The organism is Desulforamulus hydrothermalis Lam5 = DSM 18033, from assembly GCF_000315365.1.
Classification (GTDB): Bacteria; Bacillota; Desulfotomaculia; order Desulfotomaculales; family Desulfotomaculaceae; genus Desulfotomaculum; species Desulfotomaculum hydrothermale.
The window spans coordinates 197450-221504 of record NZ_CAOS01000008.1 but is presented as its reverse complement, the minus strand read 5'-3'; the positions used below and the strand labels follow the sequence as shown (position 1 = coordinate 221504).

At 46.8% G+C, this 24055-nt stretch carries 18 protein-coding genes and 1 other annotated feature; of the genes, 16 read left to right on the top strand and 2 right to left on the bottom strand.

The features are described from left to right. Positions 1-2 precede the first annotated feature (2 nt). From rimI to DESHY_RS06200, 5 genes are all read left to right on the top strand, one after another. A complete protein-coding gene (rimI, locus tag DESHY_RS06220; protein ID WP_048817948.1) occupies positions 3-470 on the top strand; it encodes a ribosomal protein S18-alanine N-acetyltransferase in 468 nt (155 codons plus the stop codon). A 28-nt stretch (positions 471-498) separates the two neighbouring features. Beyond that, positions 499-1521, top strand: coding sequence for a tRNA (adenosine(37)-N6)-threonylcarbamoyltransferase complex transferase subunit TsaD (gene tsaD / locus DESHY_RS06215; protein ID WP_008411282.1), 1023 nt, complete (start codon positions 499-501; stop codon positions 1519-1521). A gap of 388 nt (positions 1522-1909) precedes the next feature. Next, positions 1910-2149: a binding site (T-box leader), on the top strand. Positions 2150-2354: 205 nt separating this feature from the next. After that, positions 2355-3659, top strand: a complete 1305-nt coding sequence (locus DESHY_RS06210; protein WP_008411280.1) for a phenylacetate--CoA ligase family protein — start codon at positions 2355-2357, stop codon at positions 3657-3659. A gap of 24 nt (positions 3660-3683) precedes the next feature. Beyond that, positions 3684-4115 carry an ACT domain-containing protein gene (locus tag DESHY_RS06205; RefSeq protein WP_008411278.1) on the top strand — a complete coding sequence of 144 codons (432 nt, stop codon included), beginning with the start codon at positions 3684-3686 and terminating at the stop codon, positions 4113-4115. 177 nt (positions 4116-4292) lie between these two features. After that, complete coding sequence (locus tag DESHY_RS06200; RefSeq protein WP_008411277.1) at positions 4293-4889, top strand: 5-formyltetrahydrofolate cyclo-ligase; 597 nt, start codon at positions 4293-4295, stop codon at positions 4887-4889. Positions 4890-4899: 10 nt separating this feature from the next. Here DESHY_RS06200 and hemZ read toward each other — a convergent pair whose 3' ends face one another. Beyond that, complete coding sequence (gene hemZ, locus DESHY_RS06195; RefSeq protein ID WP_008411276.1) at positions 4900-6384, bottom strand: coproporphyrinogen dehydrogenase HemZ; 1485 nt, start codon at positions 6382-6384, stop codon at positions 4900-4902. Between the two features lie 258 nt (positions 6385-6642). Between hemZ and DESHY_RS06190 the strand changes: the two genes are divergently transcribed. Genes DESHY_RS06190 through DESHY_RS06175 form a run of 4 tightly spaced genes read left to right on the top strand, consistent with a single transcriptional unit; the run spans position 6643 to position 10424 of the window. Beyond that, on the top strand, positions 6643-6822 hold the full coding sequence (locus DESHY_RS06190; protein WP_008411275.1) for a hypothetical protein: 180 nt from the start codon (positions 6643-6645) through the stop codon (positions 6820-6822). A 14-nt stretch (positions 6823-6836) separates the two neighbouring features. Next, the gene (locus DESHY_RS06185; protein WP_048817932.1) at positions 6837-8066 is read left to right on the top strand and encodes a molybdopterin molybdotransferase MoeA; all 1230 of its coding nucleotides are present in this window, start codon (positions 6837-6839) and stop codon (positions 8064-8066) included. A gap of 36 nt (positions 8067-8102) precedes the next feature. Beyond that, positions 8103-10037, top strand: coding sequence for a molybdopterin biosynthesis protein (locus DESHY_RS06180; RefSeq protein WP_008411273.1), 1935 nt, complete (start codon positions 8103-8105; stop codon positions 10035-10037). Between the two features lie 3 nt (positions 10038-10040). Further along, positions 10041-10424: a winged helix-turn-helix domain-containing protein gene (locus DESHY_RS06175; RefSeq protein ID WP_008411272.1), complete on the top strand. Its 384-nt coding sequence runs from the start codon at positions 10041-10043 to the stop codon at positions 10422-10424. Positions 10425-10620: 196 nt separating this feature from the next. On the opposite strand, the gene fdhD is transcribed toward DESHY_RS06175, so the two are convergent. After that, positions 10621-11409: a formate dehydrogenase accessory sulfurtransferase FdhD gene (gene fdhD / locus DESHY_RS06170; protein ID WP_008411271.1), complete on the bottom strand. Its 789-nt coding sequence runs from the start codon at positions 11407-11409 to the stop codon at positions 10621-10623. A 94-nt stretch (positions 11410-11503) separates the two neighbouring features. Here fdhD and DESHY_RS06165 point away from each other — a divergent pair, with 94 nt between their 5' ends. The 7 genes from DESHY_RS06165 to drmB all read left to right on the top strand — a co-directional run bounded on the left by DESHY_RS06165 (position 11504) and on the right by drmB (position 24046). Continuing rightward, positions 11504-11992, top strand: a complete 489-nt coding sequence (locus tag DESHY_RS06165) for a MogA/MoaB family molybdenum cofactor biosynthesis protein (RefSeq protein ID WP_008411270.1) — start codon at positions 11504-11506, stop codon at positions 11990-11992. A gap of 402 nt (positions 11993-12394) precedes the next feature. Then, positions 12395-12679, top strand: a complete 285-nt coding sequence (groES, locus tag DESHY_RS06160; protein ID WP_008411269.1) for a co-chaperone GroES — start codon at positions 12395-12397, stop codon at positions 12677-12679. Between the two features lie 58 nt (positions 12680-12737). Then, on the top strand, positions 12738-14357 hold the full coding sequence (gene groL / locus DESHY_RS06155) for a chaperonin GroEL (protein WP_008411268.1): 1620 nt from the start codon (positions 12738-12740) through the stop codon (positions 14355-14357). Between the two features lie 228 nt (positions 14358-14585). After that, complete coding sequence (locus DESHY_RS06150; RefSeq protein WP_008411266.1) at positions 14586-17084, top strand: DrmE family protein; 2499 nt, start codon at positions 14586-14588, stop codon at positions 17082-17084. 30 nt (positions 17085-17114) lie between these two features. Beyond that, positions 17115-18842 (top strand): nuclease-related domain-containing DEAD/DEAH box helicase, encoded by a 1728-nt coding sequence (locus tag DESHY_RS06145; protein WP_235695533.1) that lies wholly within the window; start codon positions 17115-17117, stop codon positions 18840-18842. Continuing rightward, entirely contained in the window at positions 18843-22220 is a 3378-nt protein-coding gene (locus DESHY_RS06140) for a helicase-related protein (protein ID WP_008411262.1), read from the top strand. Then, positions 22217-24046 (top strand): DUF1998 domain-containing protein, encoded by a 1830-nt coding sequence (gene drmB, locus DESHY_RS06135; RefSeq protein WP_008411260.1) that lies wholly within the window; start codon positions 22217-22219, stop codon positions 24044-24046. The genes DESHY_RS06140 and drmB overlap by 4 nt, the downstream gene beginning before the upstream one ends. The last annotated feature ends 9 nt before the right edge of the window (positions 24047-24055 follow it).

Sequence of the window (24055 nt, the reverse complement as noted above, 5' to 3'; positions counted from 1 at the left end):
CTATGGATTACCGGCTGGTGCCAATGCAGGTGGAGCATTTGCCGGGGGTGTTGGAGATAGAAAGAGCCTCCTTTGCTACCCCCTGGTCAAGTCAGGCCTTCACATACGAATTAACCCAAAACAATTTTGCCTATTACCTGGTGGCCCTGCACCAGGACCGGGTGGTGGGCTATGGCGGCATGTGGCTGGTGCTGGATGAAGCACACATTACCAACATTGCCGTGCATCCCCAACACAGAGGGCACCGGGTGGGGGAAGGACTGCTTATGGAGCTGATGCGCCAAGCAGTGCTGCGGGGAGCTGCCCGCATGACCCTGGAGGTGCGGCCTTCCAATCAGGCGGCCCGGCAGCTTTATAAAAAGCTGGGCTTCCAGGAAAAAGGCCGGCGTAAAAAATATTACTCGGATACCAACGAGGACGCCATTATTATGTGGCTGGATCTTTCAATTCAAGTCGGGGACAGTTCTTAACTCCGTCCCCCCAATGGAGGATTTTTTCATGAGTGTAATAATTCTGGGCATAGAAACTTCTTGTGATGAAACATCAGCGGCAGTGCTGGCGGACGGGGTGGAGTTGCGATCCAATGTAATTGCTTCGCAAGTGGACATACATAAAAAATTCGGCGGCGTAGTGCCGGAAGTTGCTTCCCGTAAGCATTTGGAGAACCTTCACCCGGTTATCCTGGAAGCACTGGCCCAGGCCGGGGTGACCCCCGGGGAGCTCAGTGCGGTGGCGGTTACTTACGGGCCCGGCCTGGTGGGAGCGCTGTTGGTGGGGGTGGCAGCAGCTAAAGCCATGGCTTATGCGTTGGATATCCCCTTAATTGGCGTTAACCACCTGGAAGGGCATATTGCCGCTAATTTTTTAGTCCGGCCGGATTTGGAGTTTCCCTTGCTTTGCCTGGTGGTATCGGGAGGCCATTCAGACCTGGTGTACCTGCCCCACCGGGGTGACTACCGGCTGTTGGGCCGTACCAGGGATGATGCCGCCGGCGAAGCCTTTGACAAGGTGGCGCGGGCCTTGGGGTTGGACTATCCCGGGGGGCCGCTGATTGATCAACTGGCCCAACAGGGTGACCCCCGGGCGGTGCAGTTTCCCCTGGCCTTTTTGGAGGAAGGCAGCCTGGATTTTAGTTTCAGCGGGCTAAAATCTGCTGTATTGAACTATCTCAACCGGGCGGCCATGCTCAACCAGGAGATTAACCGGGCGGATTTAGCCGCCGGCTTCCAGCGGGCCGTGGTGGAAGTGCTGGTGGAAAAAACCATGCTGGCAGCGCAAAAAACCGGGGTCAAGACCATTATGCTGGCGGGCGGTGTAGCAGCTAACCGGGGACTGCGGGAGCTGCTGCAGGCAAGGGCAGCGGCGGCAGGCTGCCGGGTAGTGCTGCCGCCGCTGCATTTGTGTACCGATAACGCAGCCATGATTGCCTGTGCCGGCTATTACAAATACCTGCGGGGTGATTTTGCCCCGTTGACCTTAAATGCGGTGCCTTCACTGACTTTGGGACAGGATAAATATTAAGACAACTTAACCTAAATCATCCAGACCGTAGACAAAAGTTGTAAAACAAAGGGAGGTGGTTTTATGATTCCCTGTCGGTGCGCAGACCGGAGCCAAAGGGGATCATAAACCGGCGATAATGTTCGTCGACCCTCTGATCAGCTTGTTTTACCGACTTATCCACTGTTCTGTGGAAGAAACCCTGTGGACAATGTGGATAAGTCTGTTAATAACTTGTATAACAAGACATTTCCTTGTGAATAGCCACTGCCGGCCACCGAACAAATTGTAGCAGGTTGTTTAAATAAGGTGTTTAAATATTGACAGCCGGCAGCAGGATGCGGCAGTCTAATTGTAAAAAAATATTGACTGCTGCCGGTAACTGTGGTAAGTTATTTTTAAAGTATAGGGCAATTCGATGATGGAGAAAAGTAGGTCAAAGCAGGCCTTGCCAGGGAGAAGAAACCGCGACTGGAAGTTTCTTCAAGGACGGTTGACTGAAGTTCCCTCCGGAGTTGCTGTGCTGAAAGGTCAGTAGGTGCAGCCGGAGTTCCCGCCGTTAAAAGGGAAAGGTATCGGAAATATCCCGTACCGGCAGAGTGGCATTACGCAATTAGGGTGGTACCACGGAAATACCTCCGTCCCTTGGTGGATGGAGTTTTTTATTTGCCGCCGGCTTTCCTGTACCTGTGAGGTGGGCCTGCATGGCCAACCAGGGTGGTACCGCGGAGTAATGCTCCGTCCCTGTCGGGGACGGAGTTTTTAGTTTTTTAAGGGGGTGAAATGGCTTCGGGAAGCGGGTTGGTTTTTTTGACCAAACTAAAAATAAATAAATTAATATGGAGGTGGACAATGTGTCTGCTTACTGGGATGTTTATCATGAAACAATGTCTCGCGATCAACTGGCTGAGATTCAAATAAAAAGACTAAAACTGCTGGTGGAAAGGGTATATACGGCGGTACCTTTTTACCGGCAAGCCTTTCAGGCGAAGGGCATCACACCCGGCGACATTAAAAGCCTGGAGGACTTAAAACATTTACCGTTCACCACGAAAAAAGACCTGCGGGATACTTATCCCTTTGGTTTATTTGCGGTACCCCGCAGTGAGATTGTGCGCATGCACGCTTCTTCCGGCACCACCGGCAAACCCATTGTGGTTGGTTACACGAAAAAAGACCTGGATACCTGGGCGGACCTGGTGGCCAGGTGCCTGACCATGGCCGGCGGCACCAGAGAGGATGTGGTGCAAAATGCTTATGGGTACGGCTTGTTTACCGGCGGTCTGGGTATTCATTACGGTGCGGAACGGCTGGGTGCTGCCATTGTGCCTATTTCCGGCGGCAATACCGCCCGCCAGCTGATGCTGATGCAGGATTTCGGCACCACCATATTAGCCTGTACCCCTTCCTATGCCATGTACCTGGCGGATGAATTACATGCACAGGGTATTGACCCCGGCAGCCTGCGGTTAAAGGCAGGAATTTTTGGCGCGGAACCTTGGTCCAACAACATGCGGGCACAACTGGAAGACAAACTGGGCATTACCGCCCATGACATATACGGCTTAAGCGAAGTGCTGGGGCCCGGTGTGGCAATGGAGTGCCCCTGCAAAAACGGCCTTCATATTTTTGAAGATCACTTTATTCCGGAAATCATTGATCCGGAAACTGAACAACCCCTCCCCTACGGGCAGAAGGGTGAGCTGGTATTCACCACGCTAACCAAAGAAGGATTCCCGGTCATCCGTTACCGGACCAGGGATATTTCCGCCCTTTACCCGGAAAAATGCGCCTGCGGCCGCACCCACCTGCGGATGGAAAGAATAACCGGCCGCACCGATGACATGTTGATTATCCGGGGTGTCAACGTTTTTCCGTCACAAATCGAAAGCGTACTGCTGGAGTTTGGCGAAACAGAACCCCATTACCTGTTGGTGGTTGACCGCAAGGCAGCCATGGATGACCTGGAAATTCAAGTGGAATTATCTGACAAAATGTTTTCAGATAAGGTGGCCGGTTTGGAAGTTTTGGAAAGAAGATTGCGGGAACGCATCTTAAGTGTCTTGGGGATTTCTGCTAAAATTAAATTAGTGGAACCCAAATCGCTGCCGAGAAGTGAAGGAAAAGCGAAAAGGGTGATTGATAAGCGGGAATTATAACGTGAAACAAAGGAGGTTGTATTAGTGCGAGTACAGCAAATATCCATTTTTTTGGAAAACAAGAAAGGCCGCCTGGCCAAAGTGACCGAAGTGCTGGGAGAAAACGATATTAATATTCGTGCCCTGTCAATTGCCGACACCACCGACTTCGGCATTCTCCGCTTGATAGTCAACAAACCCCAGCAGGCCTACCAGATTTTAAAGGAGGCGGGATTTACCGTCAGCACCACCGATGTTATTGCGGTGGAAGTAACCGACCAGCCCGGCGGTTTAAGCAGTATCCTGCGTCACCTGGATAAGGTGGGCATCAATATTGAATATCTCTATGCCTTTGTTACTCAAACTACCACCGCCGCTTTAATTGTCTTCCGGGTGGAACAAGTGGACGAAGCCATCAAAGTGCTGCAACAGAACGGGGTTCGTATTGTGCCGGGGGACGAAGTTTACCGGATGTAATAAAAACCCCCTGTGGGGAGGTTCAGACTGTAGACAAAGGTTGTAAAACAAAGCGAGATGGTTTTATGATCCCCTGCCGGTGCGTAGACCGGAGCCAAAGGGGATCATAAACTACCGGTAATGTTTGTCGACACCCTGAACCTCCCTGTGGGGGAAGTTTTCTTAAGAGGAAACGAGATGGATAAAAATACCCTTAGAAAACAAATGCTGGCTGCCCGCAGCAGCCTGACGGAACAGGCCAGACAAGACAAAAGCAGGCGCATCACAGAACAATTGCTGGCCCTGCCGTGTTATCAAACAGCCCGAACCGTTATGGCATATTTAGATTACCGCAGCGAAGTGGCCACCGAACTGCTCATTACCCACGCCCTGCAAGCCGGCAAACGACTGGCCGTACCGGTAGTAAACCGGCAGGATAAAACCATGCTGCCCTCGCTGCTGGAAAACTTTCCACAGGATCTTGTACCGGGGCCTTACGGCATCCGGCAACCGGCCCCCGGCAGCATCCGGCCGGTGCCGGTACAGGAGCTGGACCTGGTGCTTGTGCCAGGGGTTGCCTTTGATGCCCGGGGCAACCGCCTGGGTTACGGTGGCGGTTACTATGACCGTTTTTTGCCGCGCTTAAGGCCGGATGCCAGAGCAGTGGGGCTGGCTTACCAGCTTCAGTTAAGCGGCTGCTTATCATCCTGCCTGGGCCCCCATGATCAGCCGGTACACATGGTAATTACTGAAAAGGGAGTGCTTGTTTGCCGGCCTGAGCCGCCGGCCGGCTGATAACAGCCGCTTAGGGTTGTGGCGCAACCGGCTGTTTAATCCGGTTGATTTTGCGGCTCAGGTATTCATCTAACCGCTCCACATACTGACGGGGTTCTTTGGCATTATACTGGTTGACCAGGCTGTGGGTCAAAGGATTTACCCACTTAGAACCAGCCCCCACGCCCAAACCAATAACGGTTTGCCTCTCCTCTATCATCTGAATGTTATAAATACAGGCATGACCCGGCAGGGTATAACCTATATTTTCTAAATTACCCACCATTTGTTTCTGGCGGTACATATAGTAGGGCTGCAAACCCATGCCTTGTGCTGCCCGGGCGGCTTCTTCCCACATGGCGGCGGCCTGGGCGGCATCTGTAAGAGAAAACTCAGCCAGCCGCTGTTTCAGGTGAGAGGCTCTTTTCAAGGCCAGGGCATGTACTGTCAGATTTTCCGGTTTAAGCTGCCGCAGGTGACGCATGGTGTGTGCCACATCCTGCACCGTTTCCCCCGGCAGGCCGATAATAATGTCCATATTGACGGTGTTAAATTTGTAATGGCGGGCTTCCTCCGTAGCCCGGTAAATGTCTTCAACCGTATGGGAACGCCCTATGGCGTCCAAGGTGTGCTGTTGCATGCTTTGGGGATTGATGCTGAGTCTGGTAACCCCCTGTTGGGCCAGCACTGCTAAAACTTCCCGGGTCAGGGTATCCGGACGGCCCCCTTCCACCGTTATTTCCACCGTTTCGTCTGTGCGTAAATACCGGTTGACAGACGCCAACAGGCTGCTCAATTGATCCACCCCCAGACTGGTGGGGGTACCGCCGCCCAGATAAACGGTTTGCACGTGCAACCCCCGGGCCTGCAGGGCTTCTCCCACCTCCCGGATTTCTTTCAGCAGGGCATTTAAAAAGGGTTCCACCAGGGTGCGGTGCTGCTTGATGGAATAAGAAGGAAAAGAACAGTACAGGCAGCGGGTAGGACAAAAAGGGATACCGATATAAACGCTAACCAGCCGGGCGGCCGACGTGCCGGACAATAAATAAGGGCGTTGTGTTTTGGCAATGGCGGTAATTAAAGCGGCTTTTTCTTGTGCCAGGGCATACTTTTCTGCCAGGTAACGCTCAATATCCGTGGCCGGCCACCCCAGGTCAAACAACCGGTGCACTACCTTGGTGGGCCGGATACCGGTCATAATGCCCCAGGGAGAGGGCCGGCGGCCGCTGTAGGAAACCAGCAGGCGATAAACCGCCAGGCGGGCCAGTCTTTTTAATTCGTTTTGCTTCTCGCCGGGCAGCCACGGCTGGCCGGTTTCCCGGTGAGCCACGGCCATACCGGAGGAAAAAAGTTGTGCTTCGGCCCAGAGGTTACCGTCCTGGTCATTTAAGATGAGTTGAATGGTCAAATCTCCTTCAGCGGCGGTGGAAAACCGGGCGCCGGGATAAAACAACCAGATAATATCCTGAACAGTGCCCAGGTAGCTGTAAGCTGTGTCAGATAAACCAATAATCAACGTTTAACGCCCCTTTGTTTATTTTTATTACCGTTATGCAAAAAAATACATAACAGTCACTGGAACAGGCAGGATATTTAGACAATGTAATGTAATAATAACACAAAAAAGATGTTTCAGCTTGTCAATAAAAACTGTAAGGTGGCACCAATGGCACCCCGGTAACGGCTTCTCCCGCGCCTGAGGTGGGACGGGAGATAAAAAGCCACCGGCCCGGTTTTGCGACATCCTGAAAGAAATCTTGGAGGGGAGAAGTCTATGGCTGAGCAAAAGGAAAAAATCATTAAGCTGCTGCAGGAAAAGGCCTCAGAAGGTAAGATTTCTTGTACGATGGCCCGGCAAATTGCCGCTGCATTGCAAGTTCACCCCAGAGTGGTGGGGGATCTTTGTAATGAATTGAAGATTAAGATTAAGGCCTGTGAACTGGGCTGCTTTTGAGCGGAGGGGTTGTTTTGGAGTTATTCAATGTACTGACAGTACAGCAGGCCCGTACAACATTAGCGGATCATTTGACTGTGCGAACCAAGGAAACCGTTGTGCCGCTGCTGGACAGCTTGAACCGCATCTTGGCCCGGGATATCACGGCCCGGGACGATGTGCCCGGATTTGACCGCTCCACCATGGATGGTTATGCCGTAAGGGCGTGTGACACTTTTGGTGCCAGCGAATCACTGCCGGCCTACCTGGATGTGGGTGGCGAAGTGCTGATGGGTCAGGCTGCCGACGGCACCCTGCAACCCGGACAAGCCTGGCTGATTCCCACCGGCGGCATGTTGCCGGCGGGTGCCGATGCGGTGGTGATGGTGGAATACACTGAGGAGTTGGACCAGCGCACCATTGGCGTAACCAAGCCGGTGGCGCCGGGCGATCATGTGGTGCGGCGGGGTGAAGATGTGGCGGCGGGGAGTCTGGTGCTGACGGCAGGCCATCGTTTGCGGCCCCAGGATTTGGGCTTGCTGGCGGCGGTGGGGGTAACCCGGGTACCTGTCAGGGAGCCGCTGCGGGTGGGCATATTGTCCACCGGCAATGAATTAATTCCCCCTACCCAGCCTACCACACCCGGCAAGGTGAGGGATATCAATTCATACACCCTTTACGGCCAGGTGGCTGAAGCCGGCGGCCTACCCACCCTGTATGGCATTATTGAAGATGATTTTCAATCTCTTTACCAGGCTGTAGCAAGGGCGCTGGCGGCAAATGATCTGGTGCTGATTTCCGGCGGCAGCTCTGTGGGCACCCGGGATGCCACAGCAAAAGTTATTGCCGCCCTGGGCAACCCGGGGGTGCTGTTTCATGGAATAGCCATTAAACCCGGCAAACCTACCATCGGGGCGGTGGTGGAAGGTAAACCGCTGTTTGGCCTGCCCGGACACCCGGTTTCTGCCATGGTGGTATTCGACCTGCTGGTGCGGCCGCTGGTTGAATCTGCCGGTTTGCTGCGGCCGCGCCAGAAGTTTCCCCTGCGGGCCGCGATCACCCGCAATATTCATTCGGCCACCGGCCGGGACGATTTTCTGCGGGTAACCCTGCGCCGCCAGGCCGATGGCAGCCTGCTGGCTGATCCGGTTATGGGCAAATCCGGGCTGATCAGCACAATGGTTAAGGCGGACGGCGTAGCTCATCTGCCCCTGACCAAAGAAGGAGTAGAGGCTGGCGAACTGGTTGATGTGTGGCTGTTTTAGGGCAAGAAAATAATATTTAAAACAGGAGACATGATCATGAGAAATAAACGAGATGTTTACCTGGATGACCGCCCCTGGGAAGCGGCTCTGGCGGGCCTGCTGGAACACCTGGAAGCCATTGGTTACCTGGTGCCCGGGGTGCCGGAAGAAGTGCCGGCAGAGGACGCTCTGGGCCGGGTTACGGCAGAACCGGTCTTTGCCCGCCACTCTTCCCCCCATTACAATGCTTCCGCCATGGACGGCATTGCGGTGGATTCTTCTCTTACCTTTGGTGCTTCGGAAGCATCACCCAAGCAAATTCGGTTGGGCCCGAGGGCCCAGGTGGTGGATACCGGCGATCCCATGCCGCCCGGCTGTGATGCGGTGATAATGATTGAGGATGTTCATTTTGTGGAAGACGACTTGTTTGAAATAACCTCAGCGGCAGCACCCTGGCAGCATGTGCGGGCCATCGGGGAGGATGTGGTAGCCACCGAAATGATTTTGCCGGCCAATCACCGGATCCGCCCGATGGATATTGGCGGCATGCTGGCGGGCGGGGTTACCGGCGTGAAAGTTTATCCCCGGCCCCGGGTGGCCCTGTTGCCCACCGGTACCGAACTGGTTCAGCCGGGTACAGATTTAAAACCGGGCGATATTGTGGAGTACAACACCCGGGTATTGGGTGCCATGGTGCGCAGCTGGGGGGGCGAGCCCCTGCGCTGGCCCATTACCGAAGATAATTGGGACAGCCTGCAGAATTCCCTCCTGCATGCGGTTGAACAGGCAGATATAGTGGTGATTAATGCCGGTTCTTCCGCCGGGCGGGAGGATTATACGGCCCAGTTGATCAGGGAGTTAGGCACCGTGCTAACCCATGGGGCGGCCATTAAGCCGGGCAAGCCGGTTATTCTCGGGGAAGTGAAGGGCAAGCCGGTCATCGGGGTGCCCGGGTACCCGGTATCTGCCTACCTGGTGATGGAGCTGTTTGTGCAGCCTCTGGTGTATAAAAAACTGGGCTTAGTGCCGCCGGCACCCGCCACAACCGAAGCCATAATCTCCCGCAAAATGCCTTCGCCCATGGGCGTGGAGGAATTTGTCCGGGTTAAACTGGGACAAGTGGGAGAAAAAATAATTGCAACCCCTATTTCCCGGGGGGCCGGGGTAATTATGTCACTGGTCAGGGCAGACGGTATGTTGCGGATACCCCGCCTGTCGGAAGGTTACCGGGCCGGCGAAACCGTAACCGTTGAGCTAATGCGGCCGCTGGCGGAAGTGCGTCAAACCACCGTGGTTATCGGCAGCCACGATATGGCTCTGGATGTGTTGGCCAATCACCTGCGGCGCAAGTTCCCGGACGCCGGCCTGGCCAGTGCCAACGTGGGCAGCCTGGGCGGCCTGGCGGCCATCAAACGGGGCGAATGCCATTGTGCCGGTACCCACTTGCTGGATGAAGATACCGGGGAATATAACATTAGCTATGTGCAGCGGTTGTTAGGCGACCGCCCGGTGATCCTGCTCAACCTGGTTTACCGGCAGCAGGGCTTGCTGGTAGCTAAAGGAAATCCTTTAAATATCAAAGGGTTGGCAGATTTGGCCCGGGAGGGTATTCGCTTTATTAACCGCCAGCGGGGAGCCGGTACCCGCATTTTGCTGGATTACCGTCTTAAACAGCTGGGTATTCAGCCGGACAGCATTTACGGCTATAACCGGGAGGAGTATACCCACATGGCGGTAGCAGCAGCGGTGGCCAGCGGCTCGGCGGACGCCGGGCTGGGTATTTTGGCGGCCGCCAATGCCCTGGGGCTGGACTTTGTGCCGGTGGTGGAAGAGCGCTACGACCTCTGCATTCCCGGCGAGTACTGGGACACCCCGTATATCAAACGCCTGCTGGAAGTACTGGCCACACCGGAATTTAAGCGTCAGGTGACCGCCCTGGGCGGTTATGATTTGCGAAACTGCGGTGAAATTATGTATCGCCAGGGGATTTAGCGGATGAGTAAACGAACGGATGGCGAAAAAAAAAGCCGTCCCCTGGCAGAGCTGTTCCAGCCGGGATGTAAAGTTTGGCTGGAGAGCGGCGGCACCAATTTTGGGGATGGCCTTTATTACCTGTTAATGAATGTTAAAGAATATGGTTCCATTTCCCAGGCAGCCCGCAGCATGGGTATGTCCTACCGGGCTGCCTGGGGTAAAATTAAAACTGCTGAGAAAAACTGGGGCATTAAACTGGTAGAAACCCAGGTGGGGGGAGATGCCGGCGGCGGGGCCACCCTAACGACGGACGGCAACCGGCTGCTGGCATGCTACGGTGTTTTCCGCAGCAGGTTAGAACAGGCGCTGGCGGAAATTTTCCAGGACAGCTTCAGAGCAACTTGATGACTCGGTGCCCGGCACTTGAGTCAGGTCTGACAAAGTAAAGTCAAGGTGGTTTGGTGATCCCCTGCCGGCCACTTATCGCAGCACCGGTCATAGCGAATCATCGTGCTGTCGGTGCGTAGACCGGGGCTAAAGGGGATCAAAAAACCACAGTTAATGTTTGTCGATACTCTGCTCAGGTAACCGGTACCTGAGTTTAACCCAGGATTCTGGCAGGATAAGTATACACATTCATACGCTCGCTTTTAGCAAATCCAACCACTGTGATGCCCAGCTTTTCTGCCATGGCCAGGCCCAGGTCGGTGGGGGCGGAGCGGGATACGATGACAGGCAGGCCCATCTTGCCTGCTTTAATAACAATTTCCGCAGAAACCCGGCCGCTGAAAACCAATATTTTATCATGCAGGGGGATGCGGTTTAAAAAAGCCCGGCCAAAGATTTTATCTACCGCATTGTGACGCCCTACGTCTTCATAAAACAAAATTACTTCGGTGGGGGCGCACAGGGCAGCGTTGTGCACGCCGCCGGTTTCTTTAAACAGCACGGACATTTGCTCCAACCGGTCGGATAAATCCCATACCTGTCCGGGGGTTACCAGCAGGACGCCGGTTACTTTATTCATGCTTTTGGCATCATTGACAAAATAAAACACCGGACGGCCCCGGCCGCAGCAGGAAGTGATATTTCTTTTGAGAAATTTGGACTCGGCATCGCAGCCGGGGGCCTGGACGGTGATCAGGCCCTTTTCCTCATCAACGGTAATGCTTTCAAGCTCTTCCGGTGACTGCAGCAAACCTTCTGAGCATAAAAAGCCGACGGCCAATTCTTCTAAAGCCTGGGGGGAGCAAACCATTGTGACAAATTCTTTGCCGTTAAGAAACAGAGTAACGGGTACTTCCCGGGCCACCACATCTTCTGTAACAAAAGCTTTATCGCCCTTAATGCGAACGATCTTTTGAGTTGCTTTGTTAATTTGCCAAACCATCTTTCAACCCCCTGTCAAACGCCCTGAACTTTACTATATTGTAACCCAGCCAATCTGTCATGTGAAGATTTGATCAAGTCAAGAGGTGAAAAAGATGTATAAAATCGGAATTATAACCATGAGTGACAAAGGTTCCCAGGGATTGCGGGAAGACACCAGCGGGGCTGTTATCCGGGAAATGGCAGCATCTCTTGGTACGGTGGAGCAATACCGCCTGGTGCCGGATGACCCGCAAATCATTCAAGATACACTAATTGAATTTGCCGACGTCCACCGGTTAGACCTGGTTCTTACCACCGGCGGTACCGGCCTGGGGCCGAGGGATCATACTCCCGAAGCCACCCTGGCGGTAATTGACCGCCAGGTGCCGGGCATTGCCGAAGCTATCCGGGCGGCCAGCCTGGCGAAAACCCCTAAGGCCATGTTATCCCGGGCGGTAAGCGGCATCAGGGGAAGCACCTTAATTATCAACTTGCCTGGCAGCGTAAAAGGTGTCAGAGAATGCCTGGCGGTGGTGTTGCCGGTGCTGCCCCATGGCCTGGAAATACTCAGCGGCAGAGGCGGCGAGTGCGGTCAGCCCTAATATAAGTTTGTTGCCGACAGCCCGAAGATTTGTTTAGTTTGCCGGCGGAGCCGTATCTACGGGACTTTCCGGCCTAATTTGTCTGGGCCCACGACCGAAATTTTTAGGAAAATTTAATTTTTGTTGCATAAAAAATCCAGCAAAATGGCAACAATAATGATTGGGTGGCAGACAATTTAACAAACCCTGTAAATGTAATGTAGAAGGAGAAATTAAAAGATAAATACCCTTAATTTGGATTTTGGCACAGTTAAACCGTTATATTCTGTTGCCCGGGTGTTTGCTTTTAATTTTCTTGTTCTGTATTATATTTACTGGGTGTTAGCACTCAATATTAATGAGTGCTAACAAACCAGCCACGTATATTAAAAAACCTTAATATATTTAAAAGGAGGGTTTTTTGTGATTAAACCATTAGGCGACAGGGTAGTTGTTAAGGCGCTGCCCCAGGAAGAAAAGACCAAGAGTGGCATTGTTCTGCCGGATACTGCCAAGGAGAAGCCCCAACAGGGTGAAGTTATCGCTGTAGGTCCCGGCCGTCTGCTGGAAAACGGTCAGCGTGCCGCGATCGACCTGAAAGTTGGCGACAAGGTGTTTTTCTCCAAGTATGCCGGAAATGAAGTTAAGATTGATGAAGAAGAATATTTAATTCTGCGCGAAATGGATATTCTTGCCGTCATTGAATAAATTAACACCTAAAATTTTTATCCGTTATTAGTTCTGATATCAAAGGAGGTCGTGAACCTTGGCTAAAGAAATTATTTTCCGCGAGGATGCTCGCAAAGCGTTGGAGAGAGGCGTTAACGCACTGGCCGAAGCTGTTAAAGTAACCCTTGGCCCCAAGGGACGCAACGTAGTTATCGACAAAAAATTCGGTGCACCTACCATTACCAATGACGGTGTAACCATTGCCCGGGAAATTGAGTTGGCTGACCATTTTGAAAACATGGGCGCCCAACTGGTAAAAGAAGTTGCCACTAAAACCAACGATGTGGCCGGCGACGGTACCACCACAGCCACCGTACTGGCCCAGGCTTTAGTACGGGAGGGCCTGAAAAACGTTGCTGCCGGTGCTAACCCCATGATTATTAAACGGGGTATTGAAAAGGCCGTAGAAAAGGCTGTAGAAGAAATTAAAGCTATGGCTAAACCCATTGAAAGCAAAGAAGCCATTGCTCAAGTGGCTACCATTTCTGCCAACGATGAGTCCATCGGCAACCTGATTGCCGAAGCCATGGAAAAAGTAGGTAAAGACGGCGTTATCACTGTTGAAGAATCCCAGGGTATCGGCACCACTCTGGAAGTGGTAGAAGGTATGAACTTTGACCGGGGCTATATCTCCCCCTATATGATCACCGATACCGATAAAATGGAAGCTGCGCTGTCTGATCCCTATATTATCATTACTGACAAAAAGGTTTCCTCTGTTCAGGAAATCCTGCCTCTGCTGGAGAAAATTGTACAAACCGGCAACAAGCCTGTGCTGCTGATCTGCGAAGACCTGGAAGGCGAAGCACTGGCTACCCTGGTGCTGAACAAACTGCGTGGCACCCTGAATGTAGTTGCTGTTAAAGCCCCCGGCTTTGGCGATCGCCGCAAGGCTATGCTGGAAGATATCGCTATCCTGACCGGCGGTACTGTAATCACCGAAGAAGTGGGCCTCAAGCTGGACAAAGCTACCCTGGATATGCTGGGTACCGCTCGTCAGGTTCGTGTTAAGAAAGAAGAAACCATTATTGTTGGCGGCGCCGGCGATCAGGCTAAAATCGAATCCCGCATCGCTCAAATTAAGAAACAAATTGAAGAAACCACTTCCGATTTTGACCGTGAAAAACTGCAAGAGCGTCTGGCTAAACTGGCCGGCGGCGTAGCTGTTATCCAGGTTGGCGCAGCCACTGAGGTAGAAATGAAAGAGAAGAAGTTGCGCATTGACGATGCTCTCAACGCAACCCGGGCTGCAGTGGAAGAAGGTATTGTACCCGGCGGCGGTACCGCTTATGTAGACATCATTGACAGCCTGGATGCCGTGCAAGCCGAGGGCGACGCCAAGACCGGCGTGGATATTGTGAAGCGTGCCCTGGAAGAACCTCTCCGTCAAATTGCCAACAACGCCGGCCTGGAAGGTTCCGTGGTAGTTGAAAAAGTAAGGGCTGCTGCTAAAGGCGTCGGCTTCAACGCTATGACCGAGCAGTATGTAGATATGATTGCTGCCGGCATTGTAGACCCGGCTAAAGTAACCCGGTCTGCTCTGCAAAACGCTGCTTCTATCGCTGCCATGATCCTGACCACCGAAACCCTGGTATCCGAGAAGCCCGAAAAAGAAGCTCCCGCCAATCCCATGGGCGGCATGGGCGGCATGATGTAAGGCAGGATTTGTATAGGAGCGTATTGTAACCATATTGGGCATGAATATGACCACATTGGCCTCATAAAGGCTATGTGGTCATTATTTTTTTATCTGATGCAAAATGAAATAAAGTAATAAAAAGGATTTATTGTAAAATAAAAGAATAAAACAATATAAAAACAAAAAATTTACAATATTTAACAATTTGATTTTAACTGATGCAATTTTTTAATAAGGGGAGATACAATGTTCCCAGGACATGAGGTATTTAATGAATTGGCTTTTTTAGAAAAACTTGATTTAACATTTGACAGATATAAGCATAAATTTGATGAATATGACAAGGCAAATTCTTATTTATTTTCTAGATTTGCATTGTTTAATGAACCGGTTTATCAATTAATATTACATTCAACCGGTGTTTCCCTTATGTTGATAGCATCAGTTGTGGTTCCTCTTATTATGTTAAAAAAAGATATAAAAGATATAAAGGAAGCTTCAAGAAATGTAACTGAATATCTAAAGACAGGTGATAAAGTTAAACTGGACGGCTGCTTAGGAGAATTTTTAGGAATATCAGAACAAAAATTAAAAATCAGATTTAAAGATACTGTTATCTACATCCCGTTTGAAAGGGCTTGGAGGTTAAATAAATATGAAGGTAAAGCTAAAAGGGTGAATAAATATATACATCGCCCAAATCCCAAGGTTGCCAAAGCTAAAGATTATCTATGTGAGTTATTGAATTTGGATGAAACAGAATTACCTCCTGTAGTTAAGTCAAAAACTCTTATTGTTTGTGACAAACATGCTGTCTGTAATAACCTAACTAATATTTGTTTTGGTAATATTCCTTTTACCAATATTTTGCCGGCCGGTTATTATAATAAAAAGGATGAATTCGAAAGAATAGGTTCTGATCCTTTACAAAGAATGCCTGTGGTTTGTTTTACAGCGAGTATGGGAAATGCCATAGAAATGATTCAAAATGACCCTGATATTAAATCGGTTGTTATTTATAAAACTCAAAAATTGAAAGGTCATTTTACTTCACTCAGGGAATTACAGAAAAGATTAAATAATATCATTGTACTAGGAGATATAAGTGATATTGATTTTGATGATATAGGATATTTTTTATCCCTTAATTTTCGGATTCATTCATGGACACCGGAGGAACTTGGAAAATTAACACTTGCAGAGCCGTCTCCCAGTAATAATCATTTTACCAGGAGTCGTAGGGTATTGAAAGCTTTGGTAAATCAAAAATGCCATATTGTTAATACACAAGCATTAGAAGAAAACATTATTGAGGATATTAAACATCGTTTGGAAAAAATCAGGAAATCACATTTTGAAAGTGATTTTAAAGTACCCTTTATCAGTAAGAGTTATTCTCTATTAACATATTTAAGGACAATGCCTTTATTACTGAGCGAAGAACAATATGCTTTTTGTCAAACCACAGTTAATCAATTGGAAGAATTAAAGACAGAAATGTTTATGGCGGTGAATAAGCTAACCTTTAATGATTTTGGGTTTGTTATAGAAGGATTAAAGAGTCTTATAAATTTTTACACAAAATATCATTCGAAGCACAGAACCTTTACTGATTTGGTTAAAACATTAAATTATAATGATTGTATTGTTGTCAATAAGGATAACCAAAAAGAAATTTTAAGAAGATGGTTAAAAGCAAACTGCTTCAACTGTCGACCTCAAATAATATCTTTAAACGAATTTAAAACTACTAAAAGCTTTTTTAATAAGGCTATTTTTTCCGGTTGGTTTGGAGAGAAGCATACGAGAATTTTTCTTAATCCGTCATCTAATGAGCAGTATCTAATACTCTATCCGTTCGAGGAAAAATGGTTTAGAGCAAGCCAAGAAAGATTAAACAATAAATTAAAAAAAGTCTCCTGCAATTTAACAGGACAAAATGTAAAACACGAACTACAAGCGGAAGAAGATGACATGGATACATATATTGGCAACGCTTTGAATTCTTTGGGATATATAAGCAATACCGCTTCTAAATTACAAGTCGGTGAGGTAAACCCGACTACTGAAGCATATTTTGTTGAATTTGAAGAAGAATATGTAGCGTTTTTAACGGATGGATATAATTGTAGGTGTCTAAGTGAAGAAGAGGAAAATGTCATTAAGAAAAAAGTAAAAGAGCTAAATACCAATGACAACCTTATTTTTATTAAAGACTCAAGCGAAGATATTTTTGAAAAATTAGTTAAGACTGTTGAAGAATCAAATCCCCATATTAAAGAATTGGTTTTATTATCAGGATTATGGAGAACCGCATTACAAGAATTTAAAGCAAAAACCCGGTATAGTTACGAAAATATTCAAAAACTTCTTAAAAAACACGGTGTATCCAGGGTAACTGCAACAATTAAATCATGGATTAATGATGAAAGTTGTATCGGCCCCGAAGATGATGCAATCAGGGCAATTACATTGATGACCGGTCATCAGGAGTTATTGGTTAAAACGGAAGAAGTAATAACTGCATGTAAAAAAATCAGGGCTTTACATGTACAGCTTGGAAGATATTTAGCCAGGTCGGTGATATCTTCATTAATGGCAAATTCAATCAATCAGGAAGATGATATGTTACAAAAAATTACAGATGACCTTACCAAATATGTCCAAACGGTAACGGTAAAGAGGATTTCCAAAGAAAAGTTTATTGTCCCGGTCGGCAGAACTAACAGGCTGCTAGACAAATAACCGTGGCTGAGGTGACGATTTGTGGTAAGAATGATTCCTCCCTATACACATGCAAATATTAAAAGTGTAGCCGAAAAAAAAATATTTCAATTAATTAAAAACGAAGCCGGTCTTGACGGTTGGGTTTGTCTTCATTCCCTGGGAATAGCCAGGCATATGTTTAAAGCTGAAGGAGAAATTGATTTTATTTTACTCGGTTCGGGAGGTCTGTTTTGCCTTGAGGTCAAAGGGGGTCGAGTTAAACGTGATGCCGGGTTTTGGTTTTTTACCGACAGGTATGGCTTCATAACGAAAAAAAAAGAAAGCCCTTTCAAACAGGTAGCATCGGCTTTATATTCATTAAGGGAAAACATAAACCGGGAATTTGGCAACTCTTTTAACGATTGTTTATTCGGATACGGTGTTTTGTTTCCGGACATTGAATTTAGTGTTGAATCACCTGAATGGGATAATCAAATTGTATATGATATTTCTGACAGATTAAAACCGTTTGGGAAATATCTTAAAAGGTTGATTGGTTATTGGAATGATAAACTGCCCGGTAAAAGAAAGTTTACAAACTCCGAGATAGATTATTTAGCGGGTTATCTAAGAAAGGATTTTGAACTGATCATACCGTTGAATGAAAAGCTGGAGGGTTTAGAGAAACAAATAATCCAGCTTACCGAGGAGCAATATAAAGCGTTAGACAGAATGGAGAATAACAAAAGAGTATTTTTCAGAGGGACCGCCGGTACCGGTAAAACGCTTTTGGCCTTGGAAAAAGTACGGAGAACCGCACTTAACAATAAAAGGGTTTTACTGCTTTGCTATAACAAAATATTAGGCGGAAAATTACGTTATAAAACAAACCGAATGGAAAACCATCACCTCATAACGGCAAATTCTGTCCATAAATATTTTTATAACATAATATTATCAACAAGTTTACAGGATCAGTTTTTACAAGTCCACGATCAATTTAACGGGGATACGCTTTACAAAAAAATATATCCTCAATTTTTTATCCGGGCATTAAATGAAATTCAGGAGACTTATGATTGTTTGGTTATTGATGAAGGACAGGATCTGTTATGTTCTGAGTATTTCCAGGCCCTGGACTACATTTTAAAAGACGGACTGGAAAAAGGGGAATGGGCGATTTTTTATGATTCAAATAATCAAGGAGAATTGTATAAAAACTTTGATCGAACATTGGTAAAACAGCTTACGGAGTTTGGAGCGGCAGATTATCGGTTGGACATTAATTGTCGAAATACTAAACAAATAGCTGTCCAAACTTCGGTGGTTTCGGGATTTAACGTAGAAAACACCCGGACAGAGGGCGGGGAAAAGGTTCAATATTATTGGTTCATCGATGAAAGGGATCAAATAAATATCCTCGTGGATATAATTAAAAAACTTCTTTCCGAAGGTGTAAAGCCCGGTGCTATCACGCTGCTATATCCAGAGAAGGGGTTTGAAGATATGATTATTGACTTGAAAACCTTTTATGATTTTGAGAAAGTTACGCATGAAAATGCCGGGGAATTACCCGAGAACAAAATAACATACAGTACGGCTCAAGGGTTTAAAGGAATGGAAAACAAGGTAATAATTTATTGCGGTGTTAAAGATATAGACGGAGACAAAGCCAATACCGTTAATTATGTAGCAATGAGCCGTGCCGGACAACTGTTAATTCTTCTGCTAAACAGTAACCTTAAACAAAGATACCTTGAAAAGAATATTGAGTATTTAACAAAGGGGAGAGGATAAATGACGGATGAATATAAGAAACTGAGACATGATCTATTAAACGCTGTGATTATGGAAATGATGGGACCCGGGTCAGAAGGTAAAAACATGCCCAAAGAACGTGAGATTATTACTGAAAGTCCGTTACAGAGATACTCTGTTGGGATATTGTACCCTCAGAAACAGAAGGTCAATTTCGACGATGAACATAATGACACCGGTCATAATGAAGCTGCGGTTTCTGATGAAAACGAGTATTTGGATATTTCTGTAAATACAGCTAACCAATATTATCCGTCTTCCCTAGGAATGAGCTTTTATGTAAACGGTATAAATCCTGAGTTAAAAGTAACTGTAAAAGCGGCCGGTTATAGAAGAGTTTCTTTAGATGACTGTGAAGTTCCAGTTGAACCTTTGCCGGAAGGGATACAGCTATCGTCAGTTTTTCAACGGTGTATTACTTACGAAGAAAATAAAATCAAACCAAAAGTTAAAATAGAAAAAGAGGACAGGGATTCTCTCCTGAGGCTTTATGACCATGAGGGATATAAAGCGGCTGTATATCAAGTATACAACTTAATTCATAACGGTTGGGTCAGGGTTCCCCTGTCTGAGGAAAAATGTACGATAGTTGTTCCCACTGACAGTGGTAAATCAATTTCACGGTGGTCGGAAAAAGTTGGTGAAAAACTGAGTATAGTATGCATTCGGCGTCCAAGCCCTGATTACAACCATACCCTGTTTACAATATCTTTAATTAACGAATACATTGCGAAAAAAGAGAAAAATGCGGAAAAGGCATATTTTCAGGTGGGTTTTTCCGTTGAACCGGTTGACGTAAATACTGAGTTTTTGGATTACCGTTCTTACAATAAATTTTCAGATGACCCCGAAGAAAAATCTTTATCCTTACTTTACAGAAATAAAAAGACCTTTGCGGTCGGTCATGGTTGTGCGGTAAATTGGCAAAAAGAGAACGATAAAGCTGTAAGAATCTATACGGAAATCATACCTTATACTGAAGTGCCGCAAGTTAAATTTGATGTCAGTGAATTAAATCATGTAAAAGATATCTTGGTTATGAAGAATCTTAGTGATATTTCTGACCTTTCCAAAAACCAAATAATCGAAAAGTTAAGGCTTTTTGCCGGTGCCTATACCGAGTGGGTAAAAGGCTTAAATAAAATAAAAAATACTCTGCCGGAGGAATATAGAGCTATCGCCGAGGATCATATAAAACTTTGTGAAGAATCCGGGTTAAGAATTTTTAAAGGAATAAAAGTTTTGGAAGAGAATGATAAAGTATATAAAGCATTTCAGTTGGCCAATCGTGCCATGTTGATGCAAAGAGCACATACCATATTACAAGAGGAGACCAGATATCCGGACGACAAACCTGTAAAATGGCCGAATTATCAAAAAATACCTGATCAAGAAGCATCTTGGCGTCCGTTTCAATTGGCTTTTATACTTCTTAATATTGCAGGGATTGATAACCCCGGGGATTACGACCGGGAACTGGTGGATTTAATCTGGTTTCCGACCGGTGGCGGAAAAACGGAAGCTTACTTAGGGATATCGGCCTTTACTATATTCTTAAGGCGACTTAAAAATCCTGTCATAGGAAACGGTACTGCAATTATCATGCGCTATACCTTACGGTTGCTGACAGCTCAGCAATTTCAAAGAGCCGGCACTTTAATTTGTGCATGTGAATTAATCAGAAAAGAGAATCCTAATGAATTAGGAGAAGGACGCATTTCCATCGGTTTATGGATCGGGAGTGCTTCAACACCCAATACGCTGGAGGATGCATTTTATCAACTGGACAAACTTGCAATAGGAACGGATGAAAAAAATCCGTTTCAGGTACTTAGTTGTCCATGGTGTGGAACAAAAATGATTAAAGAAAAGGGCAGAGGAGAATGGGGATATATAAGAAAGGACCGCCCCAAAAGGTTTGCCCTGAGATGTACGGAGAAAACCTGTGCTTTCAGGGATGAATTACCCATATCTGTTGTTGATGATGATATTTACAGGGATTCTCCTACGTTATTGTTTGCTACTGTGGATAAATTTGCCATGATGCCTTGGAAAAAAGAGATCTCTAATATCTTTGCATTAAATTCAGGAAATAATAACTTATCTCCTGAACTGATTATACAGGACGAATTGCATTTAATCTCCGGACCGTTAGGAACAATAGTAGGTTTATATGAGACGGCTTTGGATGCACTCTGTTCTCAGAAGGGAATAAGACCTAAAATTATTGCTTCTACGGCTACAATCAGGAGGGCCGGTGATCAGGTTAAGGCGTTGTACAACAGGGATGTCAGGCAGTTTCCGCCGCCCGGTCTGGATGCGGAAGATTCATTTTTTGCCAGACAGGCTTCCTTGGAGGAGAAACCCGGTCGACTATATGCGGGTATTTTAGCTGCCGGAAAAACCCAGACGACTACCCAGGTAAGATTAATGTCAGCCCAATTACAGTATTTAGAGGAATTGGATTATTCCGACGAAGTAAAGGATAAATATTGGACTTTGGTAGGATATTTTAATACCATAAGGGAATTGGGGAAATGTTCCACATTGGTTGAGGATGATATAAAAGATCAGGTTCGTAGAATTGCCATGCGAAGAAAAACCAAACGCAGGTTGTTTTACAAAGCGGATGAGTTGACAAGCAGGAAAAGTGCTGAAGAAATACCTGAAATACTTGAGCGGCTTAAAGTAAAATATCCTGATAAAAAATCTGTTAACGTATTACTGGCAACGAATATGATTTCCGTAGGTGTTGATATTGACAGACTGGGCATGATGACGGTAATCAGTCAACCGAAAACCACATCTGAATATATTCAGGCCACAAGCAGGGTGGGCAGAAAGTATCCGGGCTTGATATTTACGATTTATGACGGTGCCAGACCCAGAGACAGATCCCATTATGAAAGATTTACTTCATATCATGAGGCATTCTATCAGTTTGTTGAACCGACAAGTGTAACGCCTTTTTCAGGTCCGGCCAGAGACAGGGCTTTGCATGCGGTTCTTGTTACCTTGGTACGACATCTGATCGGATTAAATAAAGATAACCAAGCCGGAGAATTTACACCGGACATACCCGACTTAAACAAGGTGACGGATTATATTCTTGCCAGGGTGGAGAGTGTAATGGCCGAAGAAAAGTCCGACACGGAGTCAGATTTAATAAAAAAGATAGAATTCTGGGCTGAAATCGCCCGTGCAGAAAGCAATTTGACCTATGGGTCACAGAAGGAACCACATTTGCTATACCAGGCAGGTAAGAGGGGTAAGCATTGGCCCACCTTACAATCAATGAGAAATGTTGATGCGGTTTGTAACGTTTTCATAAAAGATTTATCGGAGGGGAAAAAGTGAGTAAGGACAGTTATAACCCGAGGATGAGGTATGAGGTTCTGAGGCGTTCTCAATTTATTGGTCCCTTCGGAGTGGGAAGTATCGTTGATTTGCCGGAGGAGTCATTAATGCCGGCCGGAACTGAATTTTGGCATGTCAATGCAGGGCCCAAAATTTATGACCAACGATTGCAAGCTCGGTTAGGTGTAAAATATTTCAAAATGCCTCCTTCCGGTCAGGAATATAAAGACGGGATACCCTTTGTCAGATTTCCGAAATGGCTTTTTTGTCCTAATTGTCGTTTATTGAGGCATATTGATGATTGGACCGTGAGATACACGGAAAAGTATAAAAAGGAATTCAAAATACCCAGGTGTGATATTTGCCATGCTAAATTGGTACCCAGCAGATTTATTGTTGTATGTGAGAAGGGGCATGTTGACGATTTTCCTTGGGTAGAATGGGCACATCGTAAGGGAGGATGTTTCTCAAAACATCACTTAAAGATCGAAACATTCGGAAGCGCTTCAGGGTTATCCGGTATTAAAATCAGCTGTACAAAGTGCGGTAATTTTTACACAATGGATGAGGCATTTAAAGAGGGGATTCATACACAATGTAGCGGATATAAACCTTGGGTTGATGAGAAGGAGGTATGTGATTCCAGGCCGAAAACCGTTCAACGTGGTGCCTCAAATGTTTACTTTCCTCTGATAATCAACTCAATAGTTATACCTCCCTATTCCGACAACCTGATTTCGGACATTTGCGGAACCAGTGAGTGGGATGTCTTGTCATCCCAGGACGGAGGGTTGGAAGAGGAATCATTTAAGGAGGTTCTTTATAAGAGGATTGCTAAACTGATAAACCGTGATTTTAATGAGGTAAAAAAGACTGCTGAAAAGTTACTTAATGACGATCCTCTAACAGTGGTTGAGTCTGTTGAGATCAATTACCGATACGATGAATATAAGGCTTTTCAGGGATTCATTGACGAAGGAAGTCCGGAATCAAAAAATTTTAAAATTCAGATCAGGGACGGAAAAGACTATAAAATCCCGGGAATCGAAAAGGTTGTCCAGGTTCACAGGTTAAGAGAGGTTAGGGCATTGTATGCTTTCAGCAGGCTTACGCCGCTGGATCGCAATGACGCCCACCCGGCAGAAGAAGATGACGAAAAAACTGGCTATGCGGTTTACTTAAAGAATTTTAAGAAAAAAATTGACTGGTTACCGGCGGTGGAAGTTTACGGTGAGGGAATATTTATTATGTTTAATACCGATGAACTGTCCCGCTGGGCACAGATGCCTCAAATTGAAGAAAGAGTTAAAATATTAAACGACAGATATTATCATATGGCGACGGAATTAAAGCGTCCACCGCGAAAAATTACGGCAACATTTGTCTTTTTGCATACTTTTGCTCATTTATTAATCAGACAATTAAGCTTTGAATGCGGGTACGGCAGTGCTTCTTTACGTGAAAGAATTTATTGTAATGAGACAGATGATCAGCCGTTAATGGCCGGTATATTAGTTTATACGGCCAGCGGTGATTCGGAGGGAACAATGGGGGGACTGGTCAGACAAGGCAAACCGGAATTTCTCGGTTCTGTCATTAAAAAGGCGGTCAACGCTGCTTCATGGTGTTCATCAGACCCACTGTGTTTTGAAAGTACAGGACAAGGGTTGGGGTCTTTAAATCTTGCGGCCTGTCATGCCTGTGCATTGTTGCCTGAAACATGTTGCGAAGAGTTTAACCGGTTACTGGACAGAGCATTGGTGGTTGGACTTCCTGATCAACCGGAAATGGGATTTCTGTCAAAACTTAATAACTTGTTTATTTGAGATTGCTAT

Bases quoted from the DNA above. Each gene is read 5' to 3' on its own strand.
- rimI (WP_048817948.1), top strand. From the start codon at position 3: ATGGATTACCGGCTGGTGCCAATGCAGGTGGAGCATTTGCCGGGGGTG.
- tsaD (WP_008411282.1), top strand. From the start codon at position 499: ATGAGTGTAATAATTCTGGGCATAGAAACTTCTTGTGATGAAACATCA.
- DESHY_RS06200 (WP_008411277.1), top strand. From the start codon at position 4,293: ATGGATAAAAATACCCTTAGAAAACAAATGCTGGCTGCCCGCAGCAGC.
- DESHY_RS06190 (WP_008411275.1), top strand. From the start codon at position 6,643: ATGGCTGAGCAAAAGGAAAAAATCATTAAGCTGCTGCAGGAAAAGGCC.
- DESHY_RS06180 (WP_008411273.1), top strand. From the start codon at position 8,103: ATGAGAAATAAACGAGATGTTTACCTGGATGACCGCCCCTGGGAAGCG.
- DESHY_RS06175 (WP_008411272.1), top strand. From the start codon at position 10,041: ATGAGTAAACGAACGGATGGCGAAAAAAAAAGCCGTCCCCTGGCAGAG.
- fdhD (WP_008411271.1), bottom strand. From the start codon at position 11,409: ATGGTTTGGCAAATTAACAAAGCAACTCAAAAGATCGTTCGCATTAAG.
- DESHY_RS06165 (WP_008411270.1), top strand. From the start codon at position 11,504: ATGTATAAAATCGGAATTATAACCATGAGTGACAAAGGTTCCCAGGGA.
- DESHY_RS06150 (WP_008411266.1), top strand. From the start codon at position 14,586: ATGTTCCCAGGACATGAGGTATTTAATGAATTGGCTTTTTTAGAAAAA.
- DESHY_RS06145 (WP_235695533.1), top strand. From the start codon at position 17,115: ATGATTCCTCCCTATACACATGCAAATATTAAAAGTGTAGCCGAAAAA.
- DESHY_RS06140 (WP_008411262.1), top strand. From the start codon at position 18,843: ATGACGGATGAATATAAGAAACTGAGACATGATCTATTAAACGCTGTG.